Raw genomic sequence first — 25,986 nt, 5'->3', positions numbered from 1 at the left:
ATGGCGCTGTTGGAATTGAAAAACGTAAGTAAGGTGTTTGGATCAGGGCATACAGAAGTAGTCGCGCTAAAAACGACTGATTTTTCGGCAAGCCGTGGTGAGTTGATCGCCATTATCGGGCCCTCTGGATCCGGGAAAAGTACATTTTTAACAATTGCCGGGGGACTCCTGACTCCGTCCACTGGTGACGTCATTATTAATGGAAAAAATATAACGGATGTGAAGGAAAAAAAGCGGGCCGGTATTAGATTAAAGGAAATTGGATTTGTGCTGCAGCAGTCCAATCTGGTTCCATTCCTTACTGTCCGCCAGCAGATGCAGCTGCTCGACAAGGTCAAGAATGACAATGTTACAAAGGAGAAGTTTATGGAAGTTTGCGAGTCGCTCGGCATTAGCGATTTATTGGATAGTTTCCCGGCCGATTTGTCCGGAGGGGAACGGCAGCGGGTCGCAATTGCCAAGGCTTTGTATACAAACCCAAGTATTATCCTTGCTGATGAACCAACTGCTTCGCTTGACTCGGACCGCGCCTTTGAAGTGATGGAGATGCTAAAGCAGGCAACGACTTCCACAGGTAAAACATCGATTGTCGTAACCCACGATACAAGATTAATCGACTATTGTGACAAGGTATACAAGATTACAGATGGAACACTGAAACTGCAGGAGGTTAAAGCCTTTTTATAAAAAGATGGGAGCTCTTCACTATGAAGAGCTTTTTTAAATAAAAAAGCTAGTTTTATTCAATAGCCTTGTAACTTACAATCATTGATCCTCACTCACTTGTCTTTAAAATATAGATAAAGACTCCAATATTTAGAGAAGTAGGGCTGATAATACTAACAAAACAGGGAAGAGAGACAACACCTGGCCTGCTTTGCTGAAGCTTTTTGTAAAAAGCAGGAATGCGCCGACAATCCACACACCAATAAATAAAGCATCATCCAATACCTCCAGTTCCAGTCCTCCACGTTCCAAAATAGGAATTGAAACGAGAAATGCACAGATGCCGGTAAAGAGTAAATACAACACTTTTTTAAAGACAGACAAACGCATCATCCTTTCTTAGCAGATTGGGGCACTTTGATTTGTCACTGACAAGGCTTCTCTGTTACCATCTCTTTTCCCATTATATGTTTGTAAGACTTGATTCTGAATAGGAATAAGCGTAAGTCCATATCATTAAAGGGGATTCTTGCTTTCAGGACATGATATACTAATGTATATAACTTACTTAAAAGGAAGAGCGCTATGCGGACAAAAATCCCGATATATGAGCAAATTGCCATCGATATTGCAAATCGGATATACAATGAAAAATATAAGGTTGGCGAAAAGGTCCATGGGCGTTCGACGCTGGCAAGCGAGTACAATGTCTCTCCAGAAACAGTTCGGAAGGCAATGAAAATCCTAGAGGATGTTGAAATCGTCAGGTCAGAGAAAGGAGCCGGGGTCGTAATTGCTTCTCGCGAGAACGCGCTGACTTATATCAATCGGTTCTCAAACCTTGAAAGTGTTAAGGATATGGAAAAGCAGATGCGGCTTCTGATGAACGAGCGAAAGGAAATAGATTTAAGGCTGTTTGAGAAAATCAATCAATTGATTGAGCTCTCAGGCAAGTTCCGCCATACGAATCCGCTGGCTCCAATTGAGGTTGAAATAACCAATGAGTGCGTTCATATCGGAAGGACCATTGCTGAACTTAAATTTTGGCAAAATACTGGCGGAACTATTGTAGGAATTAAACGTAACGGTGAACTTATTCTGTCTCCAGGGCCATATGCAACTATCAAGGAAGGCGACATTCTGTTAATCATTGGCGATGAACAGTCGAACCACAGGGTAGTAGACTTTTTGAGGGAATAAAAACATTTTAGAGGTTAGCTTATTTTTTATTTTACGGCGGGTTAGGCATAAGTTGTAAACTCATTTTCGAACTTTGATGAATCCTAGTTATGAAAAGCAGAAACACCAGGGAGGGGAATGTCCCCTTAACCCTGGTGTTTTTGTTTGGCAGTTTTATAAAAGATTGTGGTTTTTAGAGGTAGTTGATTTCCTCTCCAGGATGCTCGCTTTCCGCGGGGCGGGCGGTGAGCCTCCTCATCGCTAAAGTGATTGCGGGGTCTCACCTGTCCCGCTGTTCCCGCAGGACGTTGAATAATCGTCCCTGAAAAAGCACCGCAGGAGAATGTGCGTTTTTTGCATTTTCGAACGAGTCTCGCACCTTCCGTTCCAATCAACTAAATTCCAATCTTGTCATTATCAATACGAAAACAGCCTTTTATTTAGATTAGCCCTTGTTCTGTTAAAAATTCTTTCGATACTTTTGCAGGTGATTGATCCAGGCTGTCGACTTTAAAGTTCAACTTCCTCATGGTTTCATCATCCAATTTTCCAGCAAGAGAATTCAAAGCTTCCCTTAATTCAGGATGTTCTTTCAGTATATCTTCCCTCACCATCGGAACTGCATAGTAAGGAGGGAAGAAACCTTTATCATCCTTAAGAACTTTTAGGTTGAATTCCTCAAGCAAACCGTCTGTAGCAAAGGCATCAATCACATGTGTTTCTCCACTTTTCATGGCTGTGTAGCGCAGGCCGCCATCTACTGCTTTGCTGTTGGCGAACTCCATATTGTATGCTTTCAGGAGACCTGGAAGCCCATCTGGACGGTTTGTAAATTCAATCGTTGTTCCAGAAGTTAGTTGTGGGCTTACCTTTGCCAGGTCAGAGTAGGTTTCAATTCCGTATTTGTCTGCCGTTTCTTGAGTAATCGCAAGTGTATACGTATTGTTGAAACCAAGCTGGTCAAGTGTTGCAATACCATACTGTTCAGAAAAATCCTTTTTCACCGTTGAAAAAGCTTCTTCAGGGTCGTTTGTTACAGGTTTCTTCAGCATGCTGACAAGTGCTGTTCCTGTGTACTCCACATAAGCGTCAATATCACCCGTCTTCAGAGCACTGTGAGCTACCTGGGTTCCACCAAGGTTGAGCTTCCGTTCCACCTGAAGGTCTGTATTTGCTTCAACAAGATCTGCAAGCATATTGCCTAGAATAATCGATTCAGCGAAGTTTTTTGATCCAATGGTAATCTTTTCTCCTGCGGAGGCATTCTTATATAAATAGGAAGTGCCGATGCCAACAATTAATACAACGATAGCAGCAGGGATTAATATCCTTCTTGCTTTTGACTGCTTTGTCTTCTTTACAGTAGTGCGAGCCTTCGTTTCGTAGGAAAGTTTAAGCTCAAGCCTGCCAATTACAAAATCAATTAAGAGGGCAAGAATACAGGCAGGGATTGCACCAGCGAGAATCATATTATTGTCAACTGAGGTTACACCTGAGAAGACGAGGTAGCCAAGTCCGCCAGCACCAACAAACGCTGCAATAGTCATTAAGCCGACAGCAGTCACTGCAGAAATTCTGACACCTGCCATAATAACAGGGAAGGCGAGTGGAAGCTGGATTTTTCTCATCGTTTGACTTTTCGTTAAGCCAATCCCTCTTGCTGCTTCCAAAATATCACGGTCAATCGTCGTTAAACCAGTATACGTATTTTTAATAATCGGAAGAAGCGAGTATAGGACAACCATGACAATGGCTGGCGTACTTCCAATTCCGACAACTGGAATAAGGAAGCCGAGTAATGCCAGGCTTGGTACCGCCTGTATGACATTGGCAGTCCCAATGATTGGTTTTGAAAGATTCTTACTCCTGGAAATGAGTATACCAAGGGGAACACCAATCACGATTGCAATGCCAACCGATAAAATGCTCAGCCAAATATGCTGCCCAAGTAAATCAAGAATTTGTCCGGTATTGTTTTTAACATATTCAAAAAATGCTGTCATTAAAATGCCACCTCCAGGTCAATTAGCTGGCTGCTGAGTGCGGAAAGGATACTGCTTCGTGTAATCAATCCGCTTAGTTTTCCAGCTTCATTTATAACCGGAAGATAGCCAATTTTACGTTCATTCATTACTTTTAATACAGAAATTAAGTCTGCATCATCGTATACGGAATGAATTTCGCGTTCCATTACCTCGCCAATCAATTTATTACGATCCACCATTTTAAGGTCCTTCAGTGTAACAAGGCCAATTAAGGTCAAGTCACGATCCGTGACCATTAAGCTGTCGACTTTGTTTTCCTTCATAATTTCGACGGCCTGCAGGACATTGCGCTTTGGCGAAACCTTGACCGGGTACGGAATCATAATGTCCTCAGCCTTCAATACCTCTGGATTATTCCACACCCGGCGCTTGCCAAGGAAGTTTTCAACAAACTCAGAAGCTGGATTCTTCAAGATATTTTCAGGTGTGTCATATTGCAGAATATGCCCGTCCTTTAGAAGGCAGATTTTATCTGCAATCTTATAAGCCTCGTCCATATCGTGAGTAACGAAGATAATCGTCTTGTTTAATTCTTTTTGCATATTGAACAGTTCTTCCTGGAGGGAGCTTCTCGTTACGGGGTCGAGCGCGCTGAATGGCTCGTCCATCAGGATAATTTCAGAATCAGTGGAGAAGGCACGGGCAACTCCGACACGCTGCTGCTGTCCGCCGCTCAATTCTTTTGGGTAACGGTCGAGGAATTCTTCCGGATTTAGTCCAACAAGGTCCATTAAGTTTTCTGTTTTCGTTTGGATTGCTTCGGGATCTTCACCTTTTAGTTTGGGAATTAATTCGAGATTTTCCCTGATTGTCATATGCGGGAACAAGCCAGTACTTTGGATGACATAGCCAATGTTCCGTCGCAATTCAATCGGGTCAATCGTCGAAATATCTTTCCCTTTTATGTAGATTTTTCCTGAGCTTGGCTCGATCAGGCGGTTGACCATCTTTAGCAAAGTGGTTTTGCCGCAGCCGCTTGGCCCAATAAAAACAACCAGTTCTCCAGATTCAATTTCAAGATTGAAATTGTCTATGACTGGCCGTTTGGCATAGCTTTTTATAATGTTTTCAAATGTAATCATCAAATTCCCCCTTAAATCTTATATCTCAAGAACAAGAGTAACAACTTAATCATAACACAAAAGTTGTTTGTGGTCGTAAAATATTTTATTTTTTCACAGGAATTATAATAATTGTAAGAATATGTTAGAATGAAGTTGCAGGAGGTGTCCTTATGGGAAAAAAAGAGCCGTTCAATGACGCTATTGACCATTTCAACAAAATTGAAGGAAATCCGGCACATGCAGTAAGTACTGATTGGAGTAAGCTGCCAAAGCCAATTCGGTGGATTGGGTATTTTATGTTTGGCTTTATAGGTGTGGGTGGTTTCATTGTGCTTGTGTTAACTTTGATTGATTAGTAACAGAATTTCTATTAAATAGGACTGATTTTAGCAGGAATAAATGTAAGAAACCTCCCCCGTAAAGGGCTTTTTTTTTTGCAAAAAAATAGATCCTCAGGGCTTTTGTTCTCATTTTTTTCATATGTAAGAGTTATTATGGTCTTATAGAGCATGATATAGTAAGGGCAGCAGGGGAATGCATAATTATACTATTTTAATGGTTTGGTAAAAGGAGAAAAGACTATGGATGAACTAACACAAAAGCATTTAGCAACGATCCGTACTATTAGAAATGAATTGGCCAAATTTTCAATGACATATAAATTCGCACTAGACGAAATGAATACGAAAATTAATATTCTGAAAGAGGAATTTCAATACGTCCACGACTATAATCCTATTGAGCATACAAAATCCCGTTTGAAGTCCCCTGAAAGTATCCTGAAAAAAGCACATAGGAAAAATCTTGGCTTTTCACTTCCGAAAATTAAAGAATCGATAAAAGATATAGCAGGAATCAGAATTACGTGTCCATTCATTTCCGATATCCACCGGATTAGTGACATGATTGAAGCTCAAAGGGATGTTGAGGTTATTGAAAAGAAGGATTATATTAAAAATCCAAAGCCCAACGGCTATCAAAGCCTTCATCTGATTGTGAAAATACCAGTTTTCATGTCCGACCGGGAGGAAAGAGTTTATGTAGAAATACAGATAAGGACGATTGCAATGGATTTTTGGGCGAGTCTTGAGCACAAAATCTATTATAAATATGATAAGGAAATCCCGGATAGGCTAAAGGCGGAGCTGAAGAACGCAGCGATGGCGGCAACCGAATTGGACCTCAAAATGGAAAGGATTAACCAGGAAGTCAACACTATAAAAAAAGCGGAGCGAGACGAGTTTTTTCTAGGGGAAACTTTAAACCTGCCGACTACTATCATAGAACGTGTACTCAAGCAGGGGGTTAGTAAGCCTGAAAACTAAAAGTGGACCAGATTAAATTTTGGATCGGATGTTTTTTGGTAATAAATGTTCTTCATCTTTTTCCTGTTTTCTAAAATGGTTTTTCATTATAATAGATACATAGAAAATCAGTTGGTGAACAGTAATGAAAAAGAAAAGAAAAATTTCAAAAAAACAAGTTCAATTTCGGAGAAACTTAAATTTACTGCTTGTCCTTGCCGGAATCATAGCATTCGTGATGGTGAAGGACCAGCTATTTACCATTGGCGACTATGTTGGTACCAACCTTTTCACAGGAAAAGTCGAACGGTATATCCCTGTACTTCATGAGGAGCTAGAGAAGCAGAATTTAGAGGACTATACCCCCGTGCTTGCTGCAGTGATGCAGCAGGAGAGTAAGGGAAAGGGCGGAGACCCGATGCAGGCATCTGAATCGGCAGGCCTCGCTCCAAACTCTATAACTGATCCCGAGCAGAGTATTCGCCAGGGGGTCAAACATTTTAAGCAGGCAGTGGAATATGGGGAAAAGAAAAATGTTGATATGCCGACAATCATTCAGGCCTATAATATGGGGCTTGGATACATCGACTTTGTAGCCAGCAAAGGAGGTAAGCATGAAGAGGAGCTTGCAAAGCAATATTCCTACATACAGGTACAGAAAAATCCCGATACCTACAACTGCGGCGGGGACAAGGACAACTTCCGCTATCCATATTGCTATGGCGACTTTACCTATACAACCAAGGTGCTGAACAATATCCAAACGTTTGTGAGTTCATTTGAAAAATCAACAATTAACAACTAACTAAAAGCAGAAAAGCAGCTTCCCACTCTGGGGCTGCTTTTTTTTGGTTAAAAATTTAAGATTTGGCTGTCGTGGATTGTAGCACATCTATGTCCAGCTCTGTTAAACGGCACTCTTGAATCTAAAATTTTATTAAAAAGCCCTATTGACTCGCCCTTCTGGAAAATATATCATATTAATATATAGTACATTACTACACTAATGCACTATGTGTGAGAGGGGTTGATTCCTATTTTAAACGCAGATAGTATGAAACCGATTTATGTTCAGATTGCAGAATGGATTGAGTCGGAAATCATCAGCGGCCATTTAAACGTAGATGAAAAAGTGTATTCGCAATATCAGCTGGCCGAGATGTATACAATTAATCCGGCAACCGCAGCAAAAGGCTTGAATCTGTTAGCTGACGAAAATATTTTATACAAAAGGCGGGGGCTTGGGATGTTTGTTGCAGAAGGGGCGAAAGAAGCAATCATTGCAAAAAGAAAAAACCAAACGCTTAAAGCGCTTATCCAAGAGCTAATCCTGGAAGCAAGCCGGCTAAATATCAGCAAAAGGGAGCTAATTGTCATGATTGAAACTGCAGAAGTTGGGGAGGCAGAGTAATGAATGTAATTGAGTGCAGCAATGTTTCAAAGACATTTTTACGAAAAAAGGCATTGGATGGCATGTCGTTCTCGATTGGCGAAAATACTATAACTGGCCTGGTTGGAAGAAATGGAGCGGGAAAAACGACGCTTCTAAAATTAATCGCAGGATTCCTAAAACCAACGTCAGGGAAGCTGAAAGTATTTTCAGAGGATCCCTTCAATAGTCTGACTGTCTCGGCTAATTCAATTTTCGTCGATGACATGATGGTATTTCCTTCGGCTGTGCCACTTGGTGAGATTCTTGATGAAGCTGGCCGCTTTTATCCTAACTGGGATGGGAAACTGGCCCATAGGCTTTTTGATTATTTCTCATTTGATCCGAAAAATTATCATAACCGTCTTTCAAAAGGTAAAACCAGCATGTTTAACGCAATCATTGGTATTGCTTCACGTTGCCCGTTAACGCTGTTTGACGAGCCTACAACTGGCATGGATGAGGCAGCCAGAAAGGACTTTTACCGTGCACTGCTAAAGGATTATATTGCATTTCCAAGGACTATCATTCTATCAAGCCACCATTTGGAGGAAATAGAAGACATACTCGAAGATATCCTGCTTATTCAAAATGGCAGGAATTTAATTCATATGCCAATGGCTGATTTAAGAGAGTGGGCAGTTTCGCTTCGAGGAAACAGGGAGGTTGTCCTGGCTGCAGTTGCGGGAAGGGATGTTATTCATCAAAAAGCACTGGGCCAAAGCACCCTGACTGTGGTTGTGAGGAATAGATTTTCAGAAGTGGAACTGAACAGTCTCCGGGGCAAAGGATTAGAAGTCCTTCCTGTCAGCACGAGTGACCTGTTTGTGTATGTAACGAATGAGCGGAAAGGCGGGATTGATGATGTCTTTAACGAAGATAACGATTTTGGAAACCGTTAAAAAGCAGTTCCTTTATAAGTTAAAGGCAAATATTGATGCTTTTAGCGCGCTTGTAGGGGTACAACTCCTTGCTATCGTGTTTTCCCTTGGGGGAACCGGTATGTCTGGGGGTGGCAACGGCGGAATGAATGTTGAGGTAAACTACCTCTCCGCTAATTTGGTTATTATCTTTACGTTTATGTGGGCATTCGTCTCAGCGATAACGATTAATAATAAGGTGACAAGAGAGCAGGATTTTACTTTTGTCACGAATCGTATGAGTAGCTCTCTTTCAAATATTCTCTTTTTAGTAACAGTTGGACTGCTTGGCAGTTTCACAGCAATTTTGGCGGGCAATCTCGTTCAGGCAATTGTTTACCTGTTTTTAGAAAAGAATGTTTATAGACTGCAGACTAATGTTTCGGGACTATTCACTTCCATTGCAGGCTGCTTCCTTTATCTTCTTGTTTTCAGTTCAATTGGCTATTTAGTTAGCTCGCTCAGCCAGGTAAACAAATTGTTCAAATTGATCATACCGTTTGCTATTATCGGGTTGCTATTCCTGGGAGGTGTTTCTCAGGAAGACCATTTTATTGTAGATATAGTCCATTTTTATTTTGATGAGAGAAATCTTGCACTGTTCTCATTGAAAACGGTCCTTACTGCAGGAGTGTTTTATGCAGCTGGTACCGCAATTCTTCAGCGCCTGGAGGTGAGACGATGATCAATGTCATTCTGTTAATTGTGATCATTACCATAGTTTTTAGCTCGATTCCAAAATCGGGACGAAGAATTGTCAATTTTAAAGCAACACATGGAATTTTACTCGGATATATCGGGATTCTGCTTATTGCCGCTTTCATTGTTCCGTTTTTTAAAATAGATCCCTTTGAAGCAAAGGAGGGTAGTACATCTCTTGATTTCTTCTATGAGGATCTGATGGACGGTGAGCTTGATAAGATCCCAGGTGAGAAATTAAACGATAAAAAGAGCTTCAACAACTATACTCATGAAACGGTAACGGTTAAAAGTCCCCAAGAAGGAGCCACCATTTTCATTGAAAAGACGTTTAGTGTGGCTAACACAATTGAAGCCTACTCCTATGGGGGAACTGTAGTCGTGAACGGAATTGACTTCTCCCATTTATTAAGGCCTGTCGAGCTTGAGTTGGAAAATGATACGATTACCATTTCCGATCCAACCCAGGATATAAATATCTCACTAGTAACGAAGGATTTTCTAGGAACACAGTTTTCTGGGGAACAGATTTCAGAGAAAGATCCATTTACGAATTATATGAGTTCAGAATTTCTGATAAATGATTTCTCTTTTTATCTTAAAATACCAAGAAACATTGAAATCATTGCTCCTGATAGCGACCGGATTGTGTATGTTGAGAAATAAGAGTGGGCCCAGCCGTGCAGGCTGGGCCTTCTTACTATGGATTCAGCTGATAGATTGTCGGATGGTTAATAAGTTGCGAGGAATTATTTTAATCAGGCCTTGGGAATGAAGATTAATTTAGTAAATGAGAATAACTCTTTAGAAGATTTTAGATGTAGGAAGGTACCATTTTATATGTAATATTTTGTGATTTAATTCACAAATTCTCCATAGGATTTGGACGTTTTATCCGATATGCTTTAACTGGTTTGAATAGGGAAATTTTGGGGCAATGTGAGGCGTTTTCTTATATCCAATCTAAAAGGGGGAGAATTGATGTCTACATACAATTGGCTTGAAGTGGTTAACGTGACGGAAGAAATGGTGCAAAATACAAAAGCACGCCTGCCAGTCATCTGGATTAGTGCGCTTGACTGCACGGGCTGCAAGGAAGCTTTTATTCGCTCGTTTCAGCCTTCAGCACTTGATACTCTGTTAGATTTTATATCCCTTGAATACAGTGAACTTCTTTCGGCAGCTAGCGGCATCCAGATTGAGCATCATAAGGAATCGGTAATCGAGAGATATAAAGGTAACTATGCCCTTGTCATTGAAGGTAGTATCCCGGATAATGATGAGGTTTTAATGATTGCCGGAAAATCGGTCAGGGAGGAAATTATTGAAGCGGCAAGAAATGCAAAAGCTGTCATAGCGTTTGGCAGCTGTTCATCCTGGGGCGGTCTTCCGGCTGCTGTCCCCAATCCGACTGTCTCCCATGGAATAACAGACATTTTACCAGCGGGAACGAAGGTTGCACGCGTACCGGGGTGTGCGCCAATTGCTGAAGTAATGATTGCAACGCTGCTCCATGTCCACTTCCACGATGAGCTTCCTGAACTTGATAAGAAATTGAGACCAAAAGCCTTTTATCAATCAACTGTTCATATGACCTGCCACCGGAAACCCTTTTTCGACCAAAAGCTGTTCGCCGAGTCGTATGATGATGAGGGTGCCAGTAAGGGGTATTGTCTGTTCAAGCTTGGCTGCAAGGGGCCTTCCGCGTTCAATGCCTGTGAGGTTATCTGTGACGACCGCTGCATTGGTTCCGGTTTTGCCTGTATAGGATGCTCTGAGAGCAATTTTTGGGAAAAAGGCTTTGTACCGAAGCGGAGAAGGTAAATTGTTTTAAACTCTTTGGGAATGCAAAAGAATGTTAGCTGCCTTTTTGGAAAAGCCTAGTTTGTAAAGGGATAGAACGGGAATCCCATAACAAACCAGGCTTTTATCTTTGAAATGACTAAAAGGAGCATCCCCCCTTAAATTGGTGGAGAATTATGAGGAGGAATAGACATGTATGAAAATAGCGGTTTTCCTGCAGGTTTTTTATGGGGAGGAGCGACTGCGGCAAATCAGATGGAAGGTGGATACCAGGAGGGCGGAAAAGGGTTAAATATATCGGACGTTCTTCCAGGTGGAAAAGAGCGATTGAGCATTTTAGAGGAACCAGGATTCAATTTTGAAATTGATCCGGCAAAATATTATCCCAATCATGAGGGAATTGATTTCTATCACCGTTACAAGGAAGACATAGCGCTTTTTGCCGAAATGGGCTTTAAGGTCTTTCGGATGTCGATTGCCTGGACCCGGATTTTTCCGAGAGGGGATGAGCTCGAGCCCAATGAAAACGGTCTGGCATTTTATGATCGTGTGTTCGACGAGCTTCAAAAGTATGGAATTGAACCTGTTGTTACAATTTCACATTATGAAATGCCTGTTACCCTTGTTAAGGAGTATGGCGGCTGGAGGAACAGACAAGTAGTATCGTTTTTTGAAAGGTATGTAACGACTATTTTCCAGCGTTACAAGAGCAAGGTTACATACTGGATGACCTTTAACGAAATCAACAGTGGCCTGAAAATGCCCATTATGGGTCTGGGTTTCTCGATACAAAAAGAAGAAGATAAGTACCAGCCAACCTTTCAGGCTTATCACCACCAATTTGTCGCAAGTGCCTTGGCCGTAAAGCTCGGTCATGAAATGATCCCTGGTTCTCAAATTGGCTGCATGCTGCTTATCGCGCCAACTTACTCTTATGATAGCAACCCGGAAAATGTCATGTATGCGCATGAGCAAGAGCGCCTGTTCAATTACTTCTGTGGCGATGTGCAAGTTCGCGGTGAATATCCATCATACATGCGCCGCTACTTTAAGGAACATGGTATAGATCTGCAAATCCAGGAAGGCGATTTAGAACTTATAAAGGAAGGTACGGTCGATTATATCGGGTTAAGCTACTATATGTCCCGGACGGAGAAGAAACAAAAGTCCCCTGATGAGACTTCTAAAGGAAATATTATTGGCGGTGTCCGAAATCCATTCCTTAAGGCAAGTGACTGGGGTTGGGAGATTGATCCAGAAGGCCTTCGCATTTCCTTAAATAAGCTTTATGAGCGTTATCGTGTACCTCTGTTCGTTGTGGAAAATGGGCTGGGAGCTCACGATATTGTCGAGGAAGACGGATCAATCAATGATGATTACCGGATTGATTACCTGCGTGAGCACATCAAGGCAATGGCTGAGGCAATTGAAGACGGAGCCGAACTAATGGGATATACAAGCTGGGGCTGTATCGACCTAGTCAGTATGTCCTCGGGTGAATATTCAAAACGCTATGGCTTAATTTATGTCGACAAGCATGATGACGGCAGCGGCACACTTGAAAGAAAGCGTAAGAAATCGTTCTTCTGGTACAAGGATGTTATTGCATCGAATGGGGAAAAACTTTAATGAAAAAAGTGAGCTCTTGTAAAAGCAGGTATCCACAGAAGCATGAAATTGTTTACTAAATCGATTTCGAATGTATGACAACTCCAAGTCATACATCTGCGGGTTTACCGATTCGGATTGGTTGACAATCCCCTGGATTATCTTTAGATTGAAAATCAGATAAACTCCTTCAATATGCCGCTATAATTTGGGCTAATCCTGTGGGGATAAAAAGACACTTTGATGAGGTTTGCTTTGTGTAAAATGGTATAATAAAATTGTTAGTTTTAAGGAGGAGCACAGTTTGAAAATAAACATCAGTAAAGAAGCTCTTCAATGGTTCAAGGAAGAAGTGGGTGTTGAAGCGGGATCAAACGTGAAGTTTTTTGCAAAGATTTACGGTTCAAGCCCAGTCCAGGAGAATTTTGCACTCGGTTTTTCAGTTGAAGAACCGCTTGATGCAGCTGTGTCGACCGAGGTGGATGGAATTCAGTTCTATGTCGATGAGACGGACCTTTGGTTTTTCAACGGCCACGATCTTTATGTCGAGTACAATGAGTCTTATGATGAAGTTGAGTTCAAGTATATTAAGCCATAAAGCCAAAGGGATGCAGGAGAATGAAATTATTCAGTGCATTATTCCCTAAACAAAAGAAGGTCAAAGTTGAATTTTGCGAAAAGAATCTTGACCGGTTTTTGACTGAGGAGAATTTTGCTGGTTATCAGTCATTTATGAGCCGGAAAAATGTATTCTATAAGGAATATGAATGCCAGAGCCTATGTAAGGAGTGCAAGCTATCTCCCTATGCACTAGTTGATGGAGACTTCATTTCCGCTGGCTCATCCGGTGAATTACTCGAAAGGCTGAAAAAGCTCGCCGAAGATGAAGAATAGGTTACCTTGTTAATCTTTCTATAGTATCTTATTTTCAAGGAGTGTTTGGGGATGGAGAATGTAACAAAATTTAAAGAAGTCATGGGAAATTATCCGACTGGTGTTACAGTCGTCACGACAGTTGATGAAAATGGCACGCCAGTTGGCTTGACTGTTAACTCATTTGCCTCTGTATCACTTGATCCGCTTTTGATTCTGTGGTCCATTGACAAGAGGGTTTCCTCACATGATCTTTTTACAAAATCGGGAAAGTTCGCGGTCAATGTCCTTGCTGCTGAACAGGGTGATGTGTGCAGCCTTTTTGCGATGAAAGGTGCGGATCGTTTCAGCCAGTGTGAATGGGAGCTATCCGAACAAAACCTTCCAGTGCTTACTGGTGTTACTGGCGTTATGCAATGCAAAACCTTCAAGACAGTTGATGCAGGGGACCATACAATCCTCATTGGCGAAGTCATTGTAATCGAGAGCTATAACAAGGAACCGCTGCTTTATCATAAGCGAACCTTCGGGAAGATTCCTGGCGAGTTTTATTCTAAATAAGTAAGGCTACAATAGTGATACCTCTCCAAATTCCGGGGAGGTATCCTTTATTTTCAGAGGTGCAACGATGGATAAAATTATTAGCATATTAAGCGAAAACATAAAGAACGAAAATATTTATAAGAATGAACCGATTAGAAACCATACGTATACAAAGCTTGGCGGGAAAGCGGATATTTTTGTAACACCTGAAACAATCGAGGAGCTTCAAGCTGTATTGCGAACGGCCCAGAGTCTTGGACAACCTATAACAATTCTTGGCAGCGGTTCGAATGTGATTGTCCGGGATGGCGGAATTCGGGGTATTGTAATTGGAATGGGTAAACTAAATTCAATATCGGTCAAAGGCAACCGGATTAAGGCGCAGAGTGGGGCGCAAATTATAGATGTATCAAGAATTGCCCTCAAGCACAGTTTGACTGGGCTGGAATTTGCATGCGGAATTCCGGGCAGTGTTGGCGGAGCGCTTTATATGAATGCGGGTGCGTATGGAGGGCAAACTGCTGACGTACTCGTTCAGGCGACGGTGATGGATAAAGAAGGCGTCGTCCATTTTTTCCAAAAAGAAGAAATGGGCCTTGGTTATCGCAAGAGTATATTTATGGAAAAGGATTACTTGATTGTTGAGGCAGAGTTTGAGCTTAAGGCTGGAGATTCTTCTGAAATTAAGGCGAAGATGGATGAGCTTACGGAAGCGAGGGAGTCAAAGCAGCCCTTGGAGTATCCTTCGTGCGGCAGTGTATTCAAGCGGCCTCCGGGTTATTTTGCCGGCAAGCTGATTCAGGATAGTGAGCTGCAGGGCAAGCGGATAGGCGGAGCGGAAGTTTCCAAGAAGCATGCCGGGTTCATTGTGAACATTGATGATGCGACTTCTGGTGAATACCTGGAGTTGATTGAGTTTGTCAGAAGGACGGTAAAGGAAAAGTTTGATGTTGAGCTCGAGACAGAAGTAATTGTTTTGGGGGAAGACTAAAGAAGGGAGTAGCTGCTCATGGGAATTGTCATCATTGATATATGCGACAGTAATTGGATCAATCAGCTGGATATTGAAGCGATTCTTGAGAAAGAGTACCCTGAGGTGGCTGTACTCCGCAATGATTGCCTGAACTTCTGCGGGATGTGCGCGCGCAGTCCATTTGCGATGGTAAACGGAAAGCGGATTTTTGCCAAGACACCAGAGGAATGCCTTGATAAAATCCGCGAGCAGATCGAAAAGGAACTGGCCGCATTTCTGTAGTATTGAAAAATTATTGATTTTCTTATAAAATGGCTTATTAGAGTGTTCTCACCATCCAAATAGTATTAATAGATAGAAGGAGTTTAAAATATATGCAAGAACAATATAGAGTTTTATTGTATTACAAGTATGTCCAGATTGAGAACCCGGAGGAATTCACGGCTTCCCACTTGAAGTTTTGCAAGGAGCTCGGGTTGAAGGGACGGATTCTGATTGCTTCGGAAGGGATCAACGGTACTGTTTCAGGTACGGTTGAACAGACGGATGCCTATATGAAGGCAATGAGGGAGGACCCCCGATTCGCTGATATGGTGTTCAAGATTGATGAGTCAGAAGGACATGCATTTAAAAAAATGCATGTACGCCACCGCAGTGAACTTGTGACACTTAGATTAGAGGACGATGTTGACCCGAATCAGGTAACCGGCCAGTATTTGAATCCTCAAGAATTCTACGAGGCAATGCAGGACCCGGAAACGGTCGTTATAGATGCGCGGAATGATTATGAATATGACCTTGGCCATTTCCGTGGAGCGATCCGCCCAGATATTAAGGCATTCCGTGAGCTTCCGGACTGGATCCGAGAACATAAGGACGAGCTTGAAGGAAAGCGTGTGTTGACTTATTGCACAGGCGGAATCCGCTGCGAGAAGTTTTCCGGCTGGCTTGTAAAGGAAGGCTTTAAGGATGTCGGCCAGCTGCATGGCGGGATTGCGACGTATGGCAAGGATCCTGAGGTAAAGGGCCAACTGTGGAATGGCAAAATGTATGTATTCGATGAGCGGATTTCTGTTCCAATCAACCAGGTCGAGCACGTGGTTGTCGGCAAGGATTATTTTACTGGCGAGCCATGTGAGCGCTATGTAAACTGCGCGAATCCCGAGTGCAATAAGCAAATCCTGAGCTCAGAGGAAAACGAGCATAAGTATTTGCGTGGCTGCACGCCTGAATGCAGGGTTCATCCGCGCAATATGTATGTAAAGGAACATGGGCTGACCGAGGAGCAGTGGGTTGAGCGCTTGCGTGCACTTGGTGAAGAAGTACCAGTTCGATAAAAGGCATAAAAACGGCTGTCCGCAATGGGCAGCCTTCTTTATTAGTATGGTAATAAAATTGATTATGAGTGGGTATCTTTTATCGATAAGTTGATATTCATAAGTCGATGAATGACAAGTCGGGGTTGTCGAGGCAGTGAAATGTCATTCATAGGCGATGAATGACAAGTCGGGGTTGTCGAGGCAGTGAAATGTCTTCATAAAGGCGATGAATGACAACTTGGGGTTGTCGAGGCAGTAAAATGTCATTCATAAAGTCGATGAATGACAACTCGGGGTTGTTGAGGCAGTGAAATGTCATTCATAAAGGCGACGAATAACATCCCGGGCGCCAAATCGGCGAAATGTCATTCATAAAGCGTTTTTTGATATAAGTTCAAGGATGTAAAACATAAATGCCGTACCATGAGAGCGTAAGTAGTCAACGCACTATGGCACAGCATTTTTTTAAATCGGGGTTTTTGTAGTTTTTCTCAATCTGGTACCAAGAAGAGTATTTTCTCATTATTAAATAAGAGTAAGCAGCCATTTCTTAAGGTCGACGATTCGCATTTTATCCGGGGAAGAATCTGTCCCAGCAATAATCATTGGAACGATGCTATCCTGTTTATGCAAGCCGCCGTGACCGGCTCCTCCAAGGTGTAAGGGTGACCCTTCCCCTGCAAGTTCGTACCCTGGCCTTGCGCTGACCACTAGGAAGTCCCCCTCGTGAGAATATAGGGAGCTATATAGCCTTGCCAAGGCATCTGGATAGTTTCCATAAGAAATGAAACCGGATTCCAATTTTAAATTTAAAATTGCTGGTTCCCCTTTAAGTTGCCAGCCTTGGCCGTATTCATCCATGTAATCTCCATTTGGCCTGAACCTTAATTCCCCATCATACTGTGTCGATTTTACCATAATATCACCACCATGTTTCCAGGCTATGATATCTATTCTTTTTTCACTGTGCAATTCATCAGCAAGCCTCTCCAGGGGTACCAAATCAAGATTGTTTGAATATACGTAGGCCATCCTGTCGTTAACCGCAAGGATAACTTGATCAGAGGGTGTAAGGCCTTTTCTTAGTCCCATAATTTTAAAAGAATGTAGAGCCTTTTTTAGATCAACGACTGCCTCGGAACGCTTTGGATGTACCCATGCCTGGCCATTGTCACCCATCGCAACCCAGACATTTTCCTCCAAAGCCCTATTCCAATCGCCGTATAAATCCAATAATTTCTGTATTTGTTTATCTGATTTTTTTATACCCTTTAAATCCATCCTTCCATTTTTGTGAATTCGCTGGTCTAGGTCCGGCAAATAGACAATTGAAAAAGAAGGGAGCCGCTTAGTCTTTATTAAATGTTCTAGCTGCTGTACAGAGGATAAGTCATTTACACCAGCCTTTTGCCAAAAATGCTGGTTCCGGTTTGATGGTGAAAGCTTTGCAAACCTACCGTATGAAAAATACTTAGGAGCATGTATCTGATTCGTTTTAATTTTTGCAATTGCCTTTGCCAAGCGGGGAATATTGAATGTTTGAAGAAATGGCCCGCGAAAAATGAGGGCATTGATAGAGGCTGATTCAAACCCCTTCTTTTCCAGATCCTCATGGATTGTAGACACTTTTTTGCTAATATGCGCTTCATTCATATTGAATAACAAATCTTCTACTGCCTGACCCAGACCAAGTTTGAGGAGCTCTCGATAGTGGGTTCCGTAATTAACCAGTCTTTTTTCCTTCTTGCTGAACCAGACCAAGCCGGGAATCTTGTGTTCATGGCAGTATGTACCCGTCAGGAGAGTTGTATCCACATTTACAGACATGGTAGGGAATGGTGCAACAAGATTGGGATAATAGTTACCCTTTTCAGCCAAAAACTTCATTCCAGGAGCCATTCCAGTTTGCATGGCTTCTTTCAGGGGCGCATCCATCAATGTATCGACGATAATCATGATAATTGGTTTAGCAGGATGTTCCCCGCCGGTTGCAACAGTTTGCATAGCCTTCACCTATTTCCTGCCTTTTTCTTAATATGGTTCTCAATCGCTTAAAACAAACGGACAAAATTTTAATAAGGTAATCAATTCCTTCAACAAATTATTGAATGGGAATAATAATCCTCAATCTAAGTGAAAAGATATAGAAGGGAAATAACATTTAACCAGGAAGGTGCAGCGTGGATTTCAAAGTACTGACTTTCAATATTCATCATGGCATCGGTGTTGATAAAAGACTCGATTTGACCCGGATCGCCCAACTAATAAAAAGTCTGGATGCAGACATTATCGGTCTTAATGAGGTTGACCGTTTCTTTTCCAAAAGGAGTGATTTTGAGGACCAAGCGCGATTTTTGGCAAAGGAATTGAATTATGAACACATATTTGGGCCAGCTGTAACGATGGAAGCTATGGACAGGGAGGAAGCGAGGCAGTTTGGTAACGCGCTGCTTACTCGATTCCCAATCATTGATACCAAGAACCACCCGTTTGACTTTTTACCAAAAGTCACTGAAGACCGGGCGCTTCTTGAGGTAAAAGTGGATACCGGAAACCGGGAATTAAAGGTTTTCGTTACGCATTTAAGCCTTGCCCTTTTTCAGCATAAAAAGCAATCTTCCTTTATTCTTCAAAAAGTCGGTGCTGCAGAGGGACCGGCGCTTGTTATGGGGGATTGGAATATGACTCCTTTCTCAAGGACATGGAAGGCTGTAACTGAGCAGCTTACAGACGTATGGGCGGATGTTCATTCACGCATTTCTGGGGGACATACTTTTCCGTCTAGAAGGCCTTTCAGGAGGCTGGATTACATTTTTATCAATCAGTACCTGGAAGCTGTTAGTTGTGGGGTGGAAACAAGTAAAAGGGAAGTCTCAGACCATCTTCCTTTTATGGGAACCGTACGATATGCCGACAGGGGGGAATGACTTTACCAAAGATTAGAATGAATCTTATTATTAGGGGATATTGAAGATGAAACAATATATTATTTCGATGTGGACTGTATTGGATCCTCTGTATTACACGTTTACCAGGCTGACCTATGTATCAGATGAGTTGATCAGTGAAAATATTTTCCGAGTCAGATTAACGAAGTATAAAGGCAGGGATTTGATCCTTTCGGATGGAGTCCAAATTAAAAAGAATGATTTGATGGTCAAAATCCATTTACATAATGTCAGGCTGTTAAAAGAACTTTATCAAATCGAAAGCGATATCAAAAGGGTGAAGAAAATTTACAAGCTTGTTGAAAAGTCCTTGCCGGGGGTCCAAACGTATATATACAACCATGAGCGTTCAGGAGAAATTAAAGGAATCGTAGGTATTACAACTTTATGTACCGGCAGTGAACGGTTGGGTTTCGAGATTTCTTCCATCTCACATCCTTTATATAAATGGTTTAAGTGGATGACATTTTTGCCAATTTCCTTTTTGTCATCTAGCAGCTTTTCGCTTAAAAAAATGCTTAAAAAGTCTCCTCCTGGCTATTTACTCATGTCGAAGGATAAACTTAACAAGCTTTACAAAACCTATGATTAAATGGCAATAAGAAAAGCGCAAGCGCCTTGTCCAGCGCCGTATGACCTCCTCGAAAAAGCTATCGCTTTTTCTTCGTGCGATGCCTATGCTTCCGAAGCATTCCTTGTGGAGTCTCTCCAACTGAGATAAAGGAAACACGAAGAGCATAGCGATTCGATGTTGACTTATCGCAGGGCGGAGAGCGAAGGGCACTAGGCGCTAGGCGCTCCTCGAAAAAGCTAACACTTTTTCTTCGTGCGAGGCTTATTCTGCCGAAGCATTCCTTGTGGAGCTAGACAGTTCACAAAGAAAAGATATAAATTCTGATATTAATAAAAAGACTGCCAACAATAGTTGACAGTCGATTAAACAGCGGCATGCTCTTCAATAGCAGCAGATGGAAAGTAAATATTGTGAATAGTTATTTCAGGGCGGCTGCCAACACGGATGTTCACACCAGTTTGGCCAAGCCCTTCATTGATATAAAAAGGTTTCCCATCATAGTGGTGTAGTCCTTTAATCATGTTCATTCGTACAAGCTTGCCCATTTTCACAAGATGATAGGCCTTAGGATAACAAATTTGTCCGCCATGGAAATGGCCAGCCATTAAATAATCATATTGATACTCCTTCATATGAAGGACAATATTGGGGTCATGAGTCAGAACAATAGTTGAGAGACTCTGATTAATTTGAGAATATGATTCCCGCAAATTACTCCGGCCGGTACTGAAGTCATCAATGCCAATGATGTTAACTAATTTCCCATTAATAGAGATAATTTTGCTTTCATTTTGAAGGACAGTAACGCCATTCTCCCTCAAGGTGTCCCTTAAACGCTGAAAGTTTTCGCCGCGAAGAACATAATCGTGGTTTCCAAAAACAGCAAACATACCGTATTTTGCGTTCAATTTGTCTAGTGCTTTTAAATAGGGACCTAGCTTATCAATTGTTCGTTGGCGATCCAAAAAGTCGCCGGTTAGCGCAATTAAATCTATTTCCTCTCCTGCCAGTTGGTCATATAACTGCTTTGGAGAAATTGAGATATTTTCAAGATGAAGGTCGGATAACTGCAAGATAGTCAAAGGAGAATCGGGGTTCGTTTGGCCGCCGATTTGAATTTTATTAATAACGACGTTCCTAGTATTCATGTATGCGCGATAAATTGTCCAAAATAACAAGAAAAATATAGCTGTAATGAAAATCATATTCATGAGTTTCACCTCCGTCCTTGATTATACAGCGGATAAAGGCATAAAGACCAAGGTAATTGGTGGAACTATATGTGGAATTTACTAGAGGTGAGGTTTTGGAAAAGGCATCTAGCAGCAAAAAAATATTGTTTTTGCCATTCCTGCAAATCCCTTCAGGGCATCACCAGGTTGCCAAAGCTTTAATTGACGGACTCAAATTGAAGCACCCATCTGTTCACTGTGAAGTAGTGGATATCCTTTCCTATAGCCTTGGAAAGGCAGAAACTGTAATTTCTTCCTTTTATCTTGGGTGGATTAAGCGTTTTCCGCGAATTTATAGCACTGTTTACCACTGGAATGTATACAGGAACCTCGAAAAAGAAAAACGATTCTGGATATACGAAATGATTTTTCTCAATGCCATGAAAAGGCTCCTAGAAGAAAAAAAACCAGACTTGATTGTTTGCACACACGGCTTGCCTTCATATTTGCTGAATCATTTAAAAGCTGGCGGAGATTTATCGACACCTGTAATCAATGTTTACACCGATTTTTTTATTCATAAAGTGTGGGGAAAGACATATATTGACTATCACTTTGTTCCCACCCATGAGACAAAAAAGTACTTGGTCGAAAAAGGGGTCATGGAAGACCGCATCTACCTAACCGGTATTCCGGTCCATCATGAAATTACCAGGAATGTGCCTGTCGCACAAGATTACCCTATCAAACCATTGACTGTACTTGTTACAGGAGGGAATCTTGGGGTAGGAGCAATAGAGGACCTTATTTTAAGAATCGGAAATGAGCCAAGCGTCAACTATTTAATTCTTTGTGGTAAAAATAAAGCTCTCTTCGAGAAAATTAAAGAGCTTAATAATAACAATATCGTACCGATTGACTATATTTCCTGCAGACAAGAAATGAATGCTTTATATGAGAGGGCAGATGCAATCCTTACAAAACCTGGTGGAGTGACCATTAGCGAATGCATTGTTAAAAGAAAACCTATTTTCAATTATCATGCGTTGCCCGGACAGGAAGAAATCAATTTGTATATTCTAAAAAAGCTAGGCTTAATATATGAACTGAATTTATCTAAACATGATCATTTATCAATAGACGAACAGCTGAAAGTCTTTTTTCAGGACAATCAATATCTGAGTATGTATCATAGCAAGGTAAATCAATATCTTCAGCCCATATTGGAAAAAGACACAATGACCATTCTGGAGGAATTGGTGTTTGCTAAATAGTAAATCCGATTATCTTTTTATACTTTTTAGTTGAAAAAGTATAACCTCAATTTTATAATAAAATCGTATGCAACATATATATACTTATAGGAGGAATTGAATTATGGCTAAATTTGAATTGCCCGCATTGCCTTATGCAAACGATGCGCTTGAACCACATTTCGATGCGCTCACAATGGAAATCCACCACGATCGCCACCATGCTACATACGTTAATAATTTGAACGCTGCGCTTGAAGGTAACCAAGAGCTTGCAGGCAAATCAGTTGAAGAATTGATTGCAAACCTTGATGCAGTACCAGAAAATATCCGCACAGCAGTACGGAACAATGGAGGCGGCCATGCGAACCATAGCCTGTTCTGGACACTTCTTTCTCCAAATGGCGGCGGTGCCCCAACTGGTGAAGTAGCTGAAGCAATCAACTCAGCGTTTGGCAGCTATGATAACTTCAAGGCTGAATTCACAAAAGCTGCGACGACTCGTTTCGGTTCCGGCTGGGCATGGCTTGTTGTTGATAATGGTCAACTGGCTGTTACAAGCACTCCTAACCAGGACAGTCCTGTGATGGAAGGCAAAAAGCCAATCCTTGGCCTTGATGTGTGGGAGCACGCTTACTACTTGAAGTACCAGAACAAGCGCCCTGATTACATTGCTTCATTTTTCAATGTTATTAACTGGGATGAAGTGAACAAGCTGTACGCTGCAGCAAAATAAGTATCGAAAAGCAAAAAATCACTTTCAGCATCGTCTGAAAGTGGTTTTTTATTTAAATTTAATCCTGAATTTGCAGTGGTCGTCGGATTCGGTTTTGCAGCTAACTCTTTGGATATCCTCAGTGTCGAGAGCATTCCGGAGCATTCTTGTTTCGCAACGGCAGGCTTCCTTGTGCTGATTTGCAACTGCCAGGATTGGACAATTGTATTCAAACAATTCATAGGTATGTTCATCAACCTGTACACCGGCAGCCATATAGCCTTTCTCGTTTTGAATGGAAACAAGTTCACGGATTTTTTCAGGATTCGATTTATCTGCAAGCCTTACCGAGTATTCGCGAGTCAGCCTTTCTTCTCGTTTTTTAAAAAGAACCTCTACGGCGTTCTCTCCATACATGGCCTGTATATCCTGAAGAAATTCAAGAGTTATTCCCTCATAGTTTTTTGGAAACAGACTTTCGCCTTTCGCTGTCAGTGTATAAATCTGCAAGGGTCTGCCCATTGGCTGCTTAAAATCTTGAGACTGGATAAAGCCATCGCTTTCAAGTCCGTTCAGATGCTTCCGTACAGCCATATGAGTAATATTCAACTGTCCGGTTAAATGTGCAACTGTCATGGATGCTTCCTTTTTCAAAAGCTCCAGAATCCTGTCTTTTGTTGATTTTCTGGCCTCTATCAGATGCATGATTTGCCTCCCATTTCCTTGTGAATCTGCTGCCTGAGGGTTAAATTTGTAATAATTATACTATAAAGTATAAAAAATAAGAAGAAGAGGGGAGCAACCAAGGAATTACCAGATTAAATCAGGATGATCATCGAGTAACTTCCTTTATAAGGTTTAACGGTCATATCCTAAGGGAAAACCTAGCAGGGTTATATTTCGCATTTGAAGGGGTCAAAACAACTGGAAATTAAGATTTCGAAGATTCTGCCCTCAAAGGGAAATCGAGGTTTCTAGAAATGTAATTTACTCGACAAATCTAATCTTAAAGGTGGTCAAAACTTCTAGGAAGATGATTTACTTGACGTTTCTGCTCTAAAGAGAGACCCAAACTTCTAAAATATACACTTAACTGGTAGTTCCAGCTCTTTGAGTGTAAAAACTCTTTGCAACTTTACATCCCTCGGAAGGGACTAAATTTTTATAAAATATTGACTTTAGATGCGTTTGATAGTTACTGAAGATTCAAAGTTGAAAGAATCTTATTAATATAATTATTATTTTCAAAAAACTTTCTTTTTAACTGAGAATGCTGAAATATCAGCTTTTTTCCATCAAAATCAGATTATTACCAAAAAGATGTTTTGACAACCTCTATAGTAAAAAAGTATTATTGGGTAATATGAGGAGGAGAAAGAAGATGTCAAACTATAATAAACAGAAAATTGTGGACAGTGTTCCGCAAACAGGCTTCTTTGGACATCCAAAAGGCTTGTTTACACTGTTCTTCACAGAATTCTGGGAGCGTTTCTCATATTATGGTATGAGGGCAATCCTCGTTTTCTACATTTACTATGAAACTTCCCAAGGCGGCTTAGGCCTTCCAGAAAAAACTGCACTAGCGATTATGTCCATCTATGGTGCCCTGGTTTACATGTCGGGTATTATCGGTGGCTGGCTTGCTGACCGAGTATTTGGTACATCCAAAGCCATTTTCTATGGTGGTATTTTGATTATGTTTGGTCACATTGCCTTGGCAATTCCGGGTAGTGTCGAATTGTTCTATGTTTCCATGGTGCTTATTATCCTTGGTACTGGTTTGTTGAAACCTAACGTATCGTCGGTGGTAGGTGACTTGTACTCGGAAACTGATGATCGCCGTGATGCTGGCTTCAGTATCTTCTATATGGGTATTAACATGGGTGGTTTCCTTGCTCCGCTTATCACAGGCCACTTTATGAAAACTAGCTTCCACCTTGGTTTTAGTGTAGCAGCAGTAGGTATGTTCTTCGGTCTTCTTCAATTTTATTTCACAAAGAAGAAGAACCTTGGCCTTGCAGGTACAATCGTACCAAATCCGCTTCTGCCTGAAGAAAAGAAAAAAGTTTATACTTATATCGGGATTGGTGCAGCCGTCCTATTAGCAATCGTTCTTATTGGTGTTTCAACTGGCACCTTGACAATTGTAAGATTTGTAGACATTGTAAGTATTCTTGCACTACTTATTCCTACTATTTATTTTATTGTTATGTACCGCAGCCCTAAAACAAATTCCGACGAACGTTCACGTTTGCTTGCATACATTCCGCTGTTCATTGCTTCAGTTATGTTCTGGGCTATCCAGGAACAGGGATCGACGATTCTTGCAAGTTATGCGGACAAGCGTACTGACCTGAATTTTGCTGGACTTGAAATTTCACCAGCATGGTTCCAGTCGCTAAACCCATTATTTATTATTTTCCTTGCACCGGTATTTGCCTGGATGTGGGTGAAGCTTGGCAAACGCCAGCCAACCATTCCGCAAAAGTTTTCCTTGGCGCTATTGTTTGCCGGAATGTCCTTCCTGGTCATTCTGCTGCCAGGTTACCTGACTGGTACTGAATCACTTGTTAATCCGTTGTGGCTTGTGCTGAGCTATTTCATTGTTGTTATCGGTGAATTACTGCTTTCTCCAGTCGGTTTGTCAGCTACAACAAAACTGGCACCAGCAGCATTCTCAGCGCAGACAATGAGCCTTTGGTTCTTATCAAGTTCAGGCGCTCAGGCACTGAATGCACAGTTGGTTAAATTCTATTCACCTGAAAATGAAACTTCTTACTTTGGTCTTATTGGTGGAGCGTCTATTCTTCTTGGGATCTTGCTATTCATTATCGCTCCGAAGATTCAAAGTTATATGAAAGGCATCCGTTAATATTCTTGAACGCCCGTTCTTCCCATT

Annotated in this window: 28 protein-coding genes; 22 read left to right on the top strand and 6 right to left on the bottom strand. The window is 41.5% G+C overall.

Annotation, left to right across the window (positions count from 1 at the left end; translation table 11 throughout):
- Nucleotides 1-687 carry an ABC transporter ATP-binding protein gene (locus tag AM500_RS16910; protein ID WP_053600260.1) on the top strand — a complete coding sequence of 229 codons (687 nt, stop codon included), beginning with the start codon at nt 1-3 and terminating at the stop codon, nt 685-687.
- 129 nt (nt 688-816) lie between these two features.
- Here AM500_RS16910 and AM500_RS16905 read toward each other — a convergent pair whose 3' ends face one another.
- Entirely contained in the window at nt 817-1,050 is a 234-nt protein-coding gene (locus AM500_RS16905; protein WP_053600259.1) for a hypothetical protein, read from the bottom strand.
- Nucleotides 1,051-1,251: 201 nt separating this feature from the next.
- On the opposite strand from AM500_RS16905, the gene AM500_RS16900 reads away from it, so the two are divergent.
- Complete coding sequence (locus tag AM500_RS16900) at nt 1,252-1,866, top strand: GntR family transcriptional regulator (protein ID WP_053600258.1); 615 nt, start codon at nt 1,252-1,254, stop codon at nt 1,864-1,866.
- A gap of 419 nt (nt 1,867-2,285) precedes the next feature.
- Here the strand turns inward: AM500_RS16900 and AM500_RS16895 are convergent, their stop codons facing one another.
- Together AM500_RS16895 and AM500_RS16890 are read right to left on the bottom strand one after the other, a co-directional pair.
- The gene (locus AM500_RS16895; protein ID WP_053600257.1) at nt 2,286-3,848 is read right to left on the bottom strand and encodes an ABC transporter permease/substrate-binding protein; all 1,563 of its coding nucleotides are present in this window, start codon (nt 3,846-3,848) and stop codon (nt 2,286-2,288) included.
- Nucleotides 3,848-4,972: an ABC transporter ATP-binding protein gene (locus tag AM500_RS16890; RefSeq protein ID WP_053600256.1), complete on the bottom strand. Its 1,125-nt coding sequence runs from the start codon at nt 4,970-4,972 to the stop codon at nt 3,848-3,850. Before AM500_RS16890 ends, AM500_RS16895 begins: the two co-directional genes overlap by 1 nt.
- A gap of 152 nt (nt 4,973-5,124) precedes the next feature.
- On the opposite strand from AM500_RS16890, the gene AM500_RS16885 reads away from it, so the two are divergent.
- From AM500_RS16885 to trhO, 15 genes are all read left to right on the top strand, one after another.
- A complete protein-coding gene (locus tag AM500_RS16885) occupies nt 5,125-5,310 on the top strand; it encodes a hypothetical protein (protein ID WP_053600255.1) in 186 nt (61 codons plus the stop codon).
- A 225-nt stretch (nt 5,311-5,535) separates the two neighbouring features.
- Nucleotides 5,536-6,279: a GTP pyrophosphokinase gene (locus AM500_RS16880; protein WP_053600254.1), complete on the top strand. Its 744-nt coding sequence runs from the start codon at nt 5,536-5,538 to the stop codon at nt 6,277-6,279.
- Between the two features lie 124 nt (nt 6,280-6,403).
- Nucleotides 6,404-7,063: a lysozyme family protein gene (locus AM500_RS16875; protein ID WP_053600253.1), complete on the top strand. Its 660-nt coding sequence runs from the start codon at nt 6,404-6,406 to the stop codon at nt 7,061-7,063.
- A 249-nt stretch (nt 7,064-7,312) separates the two neighbouring features.
- Nucleotides 7,313-7,669, top strand: coding sequence for a GntR family transcriptional regulator (locus AM500_RS16870; protein WP_053600252.1), 357 nt, complete (start codon nt 7,313-7,315; stop codon nt 7,667-7,669).
- The gene (locus tag AM500_RS16865) at nt 7,669-8,589 is read left to right on the top strand and encodes an ATP-binding cassette domain-containing protein (protein WP_053600251.1); all 921 of its coding nucleotides are present in this window, start codon (nt 7,669-7,671) and stop codon (nt 8,587-8,589) included. The genes AM500_RS16870 and AM500_RS16865 overlap by 1 nt, the downstream gene beginning before the upstream one ends.
- Nucleotides 8,549-9,292: a hypothetical protein gene (locus tag AM500_RS16860; protein ID WP_156319836.1), complete on the top strand. Its 744-nt coding sequence runs from the start codon at nt 8,549-8,551 to the stop codon at nt 9,290-9,292. Before AM500_RS16865 ends, AM500_RS16860 begins: the two co-directional genes overlap by 41 nt.
- Nucleotides 9,289-9,972: a hypothetical protein gene (locus AM500_RS16855; RefSeq protein WP_053600249.1), complete on the top strand. Its 684-nt coding sequence runs from the start codon at nt 9,289-9,291 to the stop codon at nt 9,970-9,972. Before AM500_RS16860 ends, AM500_RS16855 begins: the two co-directional genes overlap by 4 nt.
- A gap of 315 nt (nt 9,973-10,287) precedes the next feature.
- Entirely contained in the window at nt 10,288-11,130 is an 843-nt protein-coding gene (locus AM500_RS16850; RefSeq protein ID WP_053600248.1) for a hydrogenase small subunit, read from the top strand.
- 171 nt (nt 11,131-11,301) lie between these two features.
- A complete protein-coding gene (locus tag AM500_RS16845; protein ID WP_053600247.1) occupies nt 11,302-12,738 on the top strand; it encodes a glycoside hydrolase family 1 protein in 1,437 nt (478 codons plus the stop codon).
- Between the two features lie 283 nt (nt 12,739-13,021).
- Nucleotides 13,022-13,315 (top strand): HesB/YadR/YfhF family protein, encoded by a 294-nt coding sequence (locus AM500_RS16840; RefSeq protein WP_053600246.1) that lies wholly within the window; start codon nt 13,022-13,024, stop codon nt 13,313-13,315.
- 20 nt (nt 13,316-13,335) lie between these two features.
- Entirely contained in the window at nt 13,336-13,611 is a 276-nt protein-coding gene (locus AM500_RS16835) for a DUF1450 domain-containing protein (RefSeq protein WP_053600245.1), read from the top strand.
- A 51-nt stretch (nt 13,612-13,662) separates the two neighbouring features.
- A complete protein-coding gene (locus AM500_RS16830) occupies nt 13,663-14,151 on the top strand; it encodes a flavin reductase family protein (RefSeq protein WP_053600244.1) in 489 nt (162 codons plus the stop codon).
- Between the two features lie 67 nt (nt 14,152-14,218).
- Entirely contained in the window at nt 14,219-15,124 is a 906-nt protein-coding gene (murB, locus tag AM500_RS16825; RefSeq protein ID WP_053600243.1) for a UDP-N-acetylmuramate dehydrogenase, read from the top strand.
- 18 nt (nt 15,125-15,142) lie between these two features.
- Complete coding sequence (locus AM500_RS16820; RefSeq protein WP_053600242.1) at nt 15,143-15,388, top strand: YuzB family protein; 246 nt, start codon at nt 15,143-15,145, stop codon at nt 15,386-15,388.
- Between the two features lie 92 nt (nt 15,389-15,480).
- Nucleotides 15,481-16,443 (top strand): oxygen-dependent tRNA uridine(34) hydroxylase TrhO, encoded by a 963-nt coding sequence (gene trhO / locus AM500_RS16815; protein ID WP_053600241.1) that lies wholly within the window; start codon nt 15,481-15,483, stop codon nt 16,441-16,443.
- 507 nt (nt 16,444-16,950) lie between these two features.
- Here the strand turns inward: trhO and AM500_RS16810 are convergent.
- On the bottom strand, nt 16,951-18,429 hold the full coding sequence (locus AM500_RS16810; protein ID WP_053600240.1) for an alkaline phosphatase family protein: 1,479 nt from the start codon (nt 18,427-18,429) through the stop codon (nt 16,951-16,953).
- Nucleotides 18,430-18,605: 176 nt separating this feature from the next.
- Here AM500_RS16810 and AM500_RS16805 point away from each other — a divergent pair, with 176 nt between their 5' ends.
- The gene (locus AM500_RS16805; RefSeq protein ID WP_053600239.1) at nt 18,606-19,352 is read left to right on the top strand and encodes an endonuclease/exonuclease/phosphatase family protein; all 747 of its coding nucleotides are present in this window, start codon (nt 18,606-18,608) and stop codon (nt 19,350-19,352) included.
- A 46-nt stretch (nt 19,353-19,398) separates the two neighbouring features.
- Nucleotides 19,399-19,965, top strand: a complete 567-nt coding sequence (locus AM500_RS16800) for a YkoP family protein (RefSeq protein ID WP_053600238.1) — start codon at nt 19,399-19,401, stop codon at nt 19,963-19,965.
- A 344-nt stretch (nt 19,966-20,309) separates the two neighbouring features.
- Here the strand turns inward: AM500_RS16800 and AM500_RS16795 are convergent, their stop codons facing one another.
- Nucleotides 20,310-21,158, bottom strand: a complete 849-nt coding sequence (locus AM500_RS16795) for a metallophosphoesterase (protein WP_197282609.1) — start codon at nt 21,156-21,158, stop codon at nt 20,310-20,312.
- Nucleotides 21,159-21,253: 95 nt separating this feature from the next.
- On the opposite strand from AM500_RS16795, the gene AM500_RS16790 reads away from it, so the two are divergent.
- Both AM500_RS16790 and AM500_RS16785 read left to right on the top strand, forming a co-directional pair.
- Entirely contained in the window at nt 21,254-22,393 is a 1,140-nt protein-coding gene (locus AM500_RS16790; protein ID WP_053601759.1) for an MGDG synthase family glycosyltransferase, read from the top strand.
- A gap of 103 nt (nt 22,394-22,496) precedes the next feature.
- Nucleotides 22,497-23,108, top strand: coding sequence for a superoxide dismutase (locus AM500_RS16785; protein WP_053600237.1), 612 nt, complete (start codon nt 22,497-22,499; stop codon nt 23,106-23,108).
- A 48-nt stretch (nt 23,109-23,156) separates the two neighbouring features.
- Here AM500_RS16785 and AM500_RS16780 read toward each other — a convergent pair whose 3' ends face one another.
- On the bottom strand, nt 23,157-23,792 hold the full coding sequence (locus AM500_RS16780) for a helix-turn-helix transcriptional regulator (protein WP_053600236.1): 636 nt from the start codon (nt 23,790-23,792) through the stop codon (nt 23,157-23,159).
- Between the two features lie 676 nt (nt 23,793-24,468).
- Here AM500_RS16780 and AM500_RS16775 point away from each other — a divergent pair.
- Complete coding sequence (locus tag AM500_RS16775; protein ID WP_053600235.1) at nt 24,469-25,959, top strand: peptide MFS transporter; 1,491 nt, start codon at nt 24,469-24,471, stop codon at nt 25,957-25,959.
- Nucleotides 25,960-25,986: the final 27 nt, after the last annotated feature.

This window comes from Bacillus sp. FJAT-18017, from assembly GCF_001278805.1.
In the GTDB taxonomy this organism is placed as follows: domain Bacteria; phylum Bacillota; class Bacilli; order Bacillales; family Cytobacillaceae; genus Bacillus_D.
Note: the sequence above shows the minus strand (reverse complement) of the source record. Positions and strands in the feature narration are given on the sequence as shown.

Excerpts from the sequence above, each read along its gene's own strand:
- AM500_RS16845 (WP_053600247.1), top strand. The coding sequence starts at position 11,302 with ATGTATGAAAATAGCGGTTTTCCTGCAGGTTTTTTATGGGGAGGAGCG.
- AM500_RS16855 (WP_053600249.1), top strand. The coding sequence starts at position 9,289 with ATGATCAATGTCATTCTGTTAATTGTGATCATTACCATAGTTTTTAGC.
- AM500_RS16880 (WP_053600254.1), top strand. The coding sequence starts at position 5,536 with ATGGATGAACTAACACAAAAGCATTTAGCAACGATCCGTACTATTAGA.
- AM500_RS16860 (WP_156319836.1), top strand. The coding sequence starts at position 8,549 with ATGATGTCTTTAACGAAGATAACGATTTTGGAAACCGTTAAAAAGCAG.
- murB (WP_053600243.1), top strand. The coding sequence starts at position 14,219 with ATGGATAAAATTATTAGCATATTAAGCGAAAACATAAAGAACGAAAAT.
- AM500_RS16820 (WP_053600242.1), top strand. The coding sequence starts at position 15,143 with ATGGGAATTGTCATCATTGATATATGCGACAGTAATTGGATCAATCAG.
- AM500_RS16800 (WP_053600238.1), top strand. The coding sequence starts at position 19,399 with ATGAAACAATATATTATTTCGATGTGGACTGTATTGGATCCTCTGTAT.
- AM500_RS16780 (WP_053600236.1), bottom strand. The coding sequence starts at position 23,792 with ATGCATCTGATAGAGGCCAGAAAATCAACAAAAGACAGGATTCTGGAG.
- AM500_RS16785 (WP_053600237.1), top strand. The coding sequence starts at position 22,497 with ATGGCTAAATTTGAATTGCCCGCATTGCCTTATGCAAACGATGCGCTT.
- AM500_RS16810 (WP_053600240.1), bottom strand. The coding sequence starts at position 18,429 with ATGCAAACTGTTGCAACCGGCGGGGAACATCCTGCTAAACCAATTATC.
- AM500_RS16895 (WP_053600257.1), bottom strand. The coding sequence starts at position 3,848 with ATGACAGCATTTTTTGAATATGTTAAAAACAATACCGGACAAATTCTT.
- AM500_RS16775 (WP_053600235.1), top strand. The coding sequence starts at position 24,469 with ATGTCAAACTATAATAAACAGAAAATTGTGGACAGTGTTCCGCAAACA.
- AM500_RS16875 (WP_053600253.1), top strand. The coding sequence starts at position 6,404 with ATGAAAAAGAAAAGAAAAATTTCAAAAAAACAAGTTCAATTTCGGAGA.
- AM500_RS16870 (WP_053600252.1), top strand. The coding sequence starts at position 7,313 with ATGAAACCGATTTATGTTCAGATTGCAGAATGGATTGAGTCGGAAATC.
- AM500_RS16910 (WP_053600260.1), top strand. The coding sequence starts at position 1 with ATGGCGCTGTTGGAATTGAAAAACGTAAGTAAGGTGTTTGGATCAGGG.
- AM500_RS16865 (WP_053600251.1), top strand. The coding sequence starts at position 7,669 with ATGAATGTAATTGAGTGCAGCAATGTTTCAAAGACATTTTTACGAAAA.
- AM500_RS16885 (WP_053600255.1), top strand. The coding sequence starts at position 5,125 with ATGGGAAAAAAAGAGCCGTTCAATGACGCTATTGACCATTTCAACAAA.
- AM500_RS16795 (WP_197282609.1), bottom strand. The coding sequence starts at position 21,158 with ATGAATATGATTTTCATTACAGCTATATTTTTCTTGTTATTTTGGACA.
- trhO (WP_053600241.1), top strand. The coding sequence starts at position 15,481 with ATGCAAGAACAATATAGAGTTTTATTGTATTACAAGTATGTCCAGATT.
- AM500_RS16850 (WP_053600248.1), top strand. The coding sequence starts at position 10,288 with ATGTCTACATACAATTGGCTTGAAGTGGTTAACGTGACGGAAGAAATG.
- AM500_RS16900 (WP_053600258.1), top strand. The coding sequence starts at position 1,252 with ATGCGGACAAAAATCCCGATATATGAGCAAATTGCCATCGATATTGCA.
- AM500_RS16830 (WP_053600244.1), top strand. The coding sequence starts at position 13,663 with ATGGAGAATGTAACAAAATTTAAAGAAGTCATGGGAAATTATCCGACT.
- AM500_RS16835 (WP_053600245.1), top strand. The coding sequence starts at position 13,336 with ATGAAATTATTCAGTGCATTATTCCCTAAACAAAAGAAGGTCAAAGTT.
- AM500_RS16890 (WP_053600256.1), bottom strand. The coding sequence starts at position 4,972 with ATGATTACATTTGAAAACATTATAAAAAGCTATGCCAAACGGCCAGTC.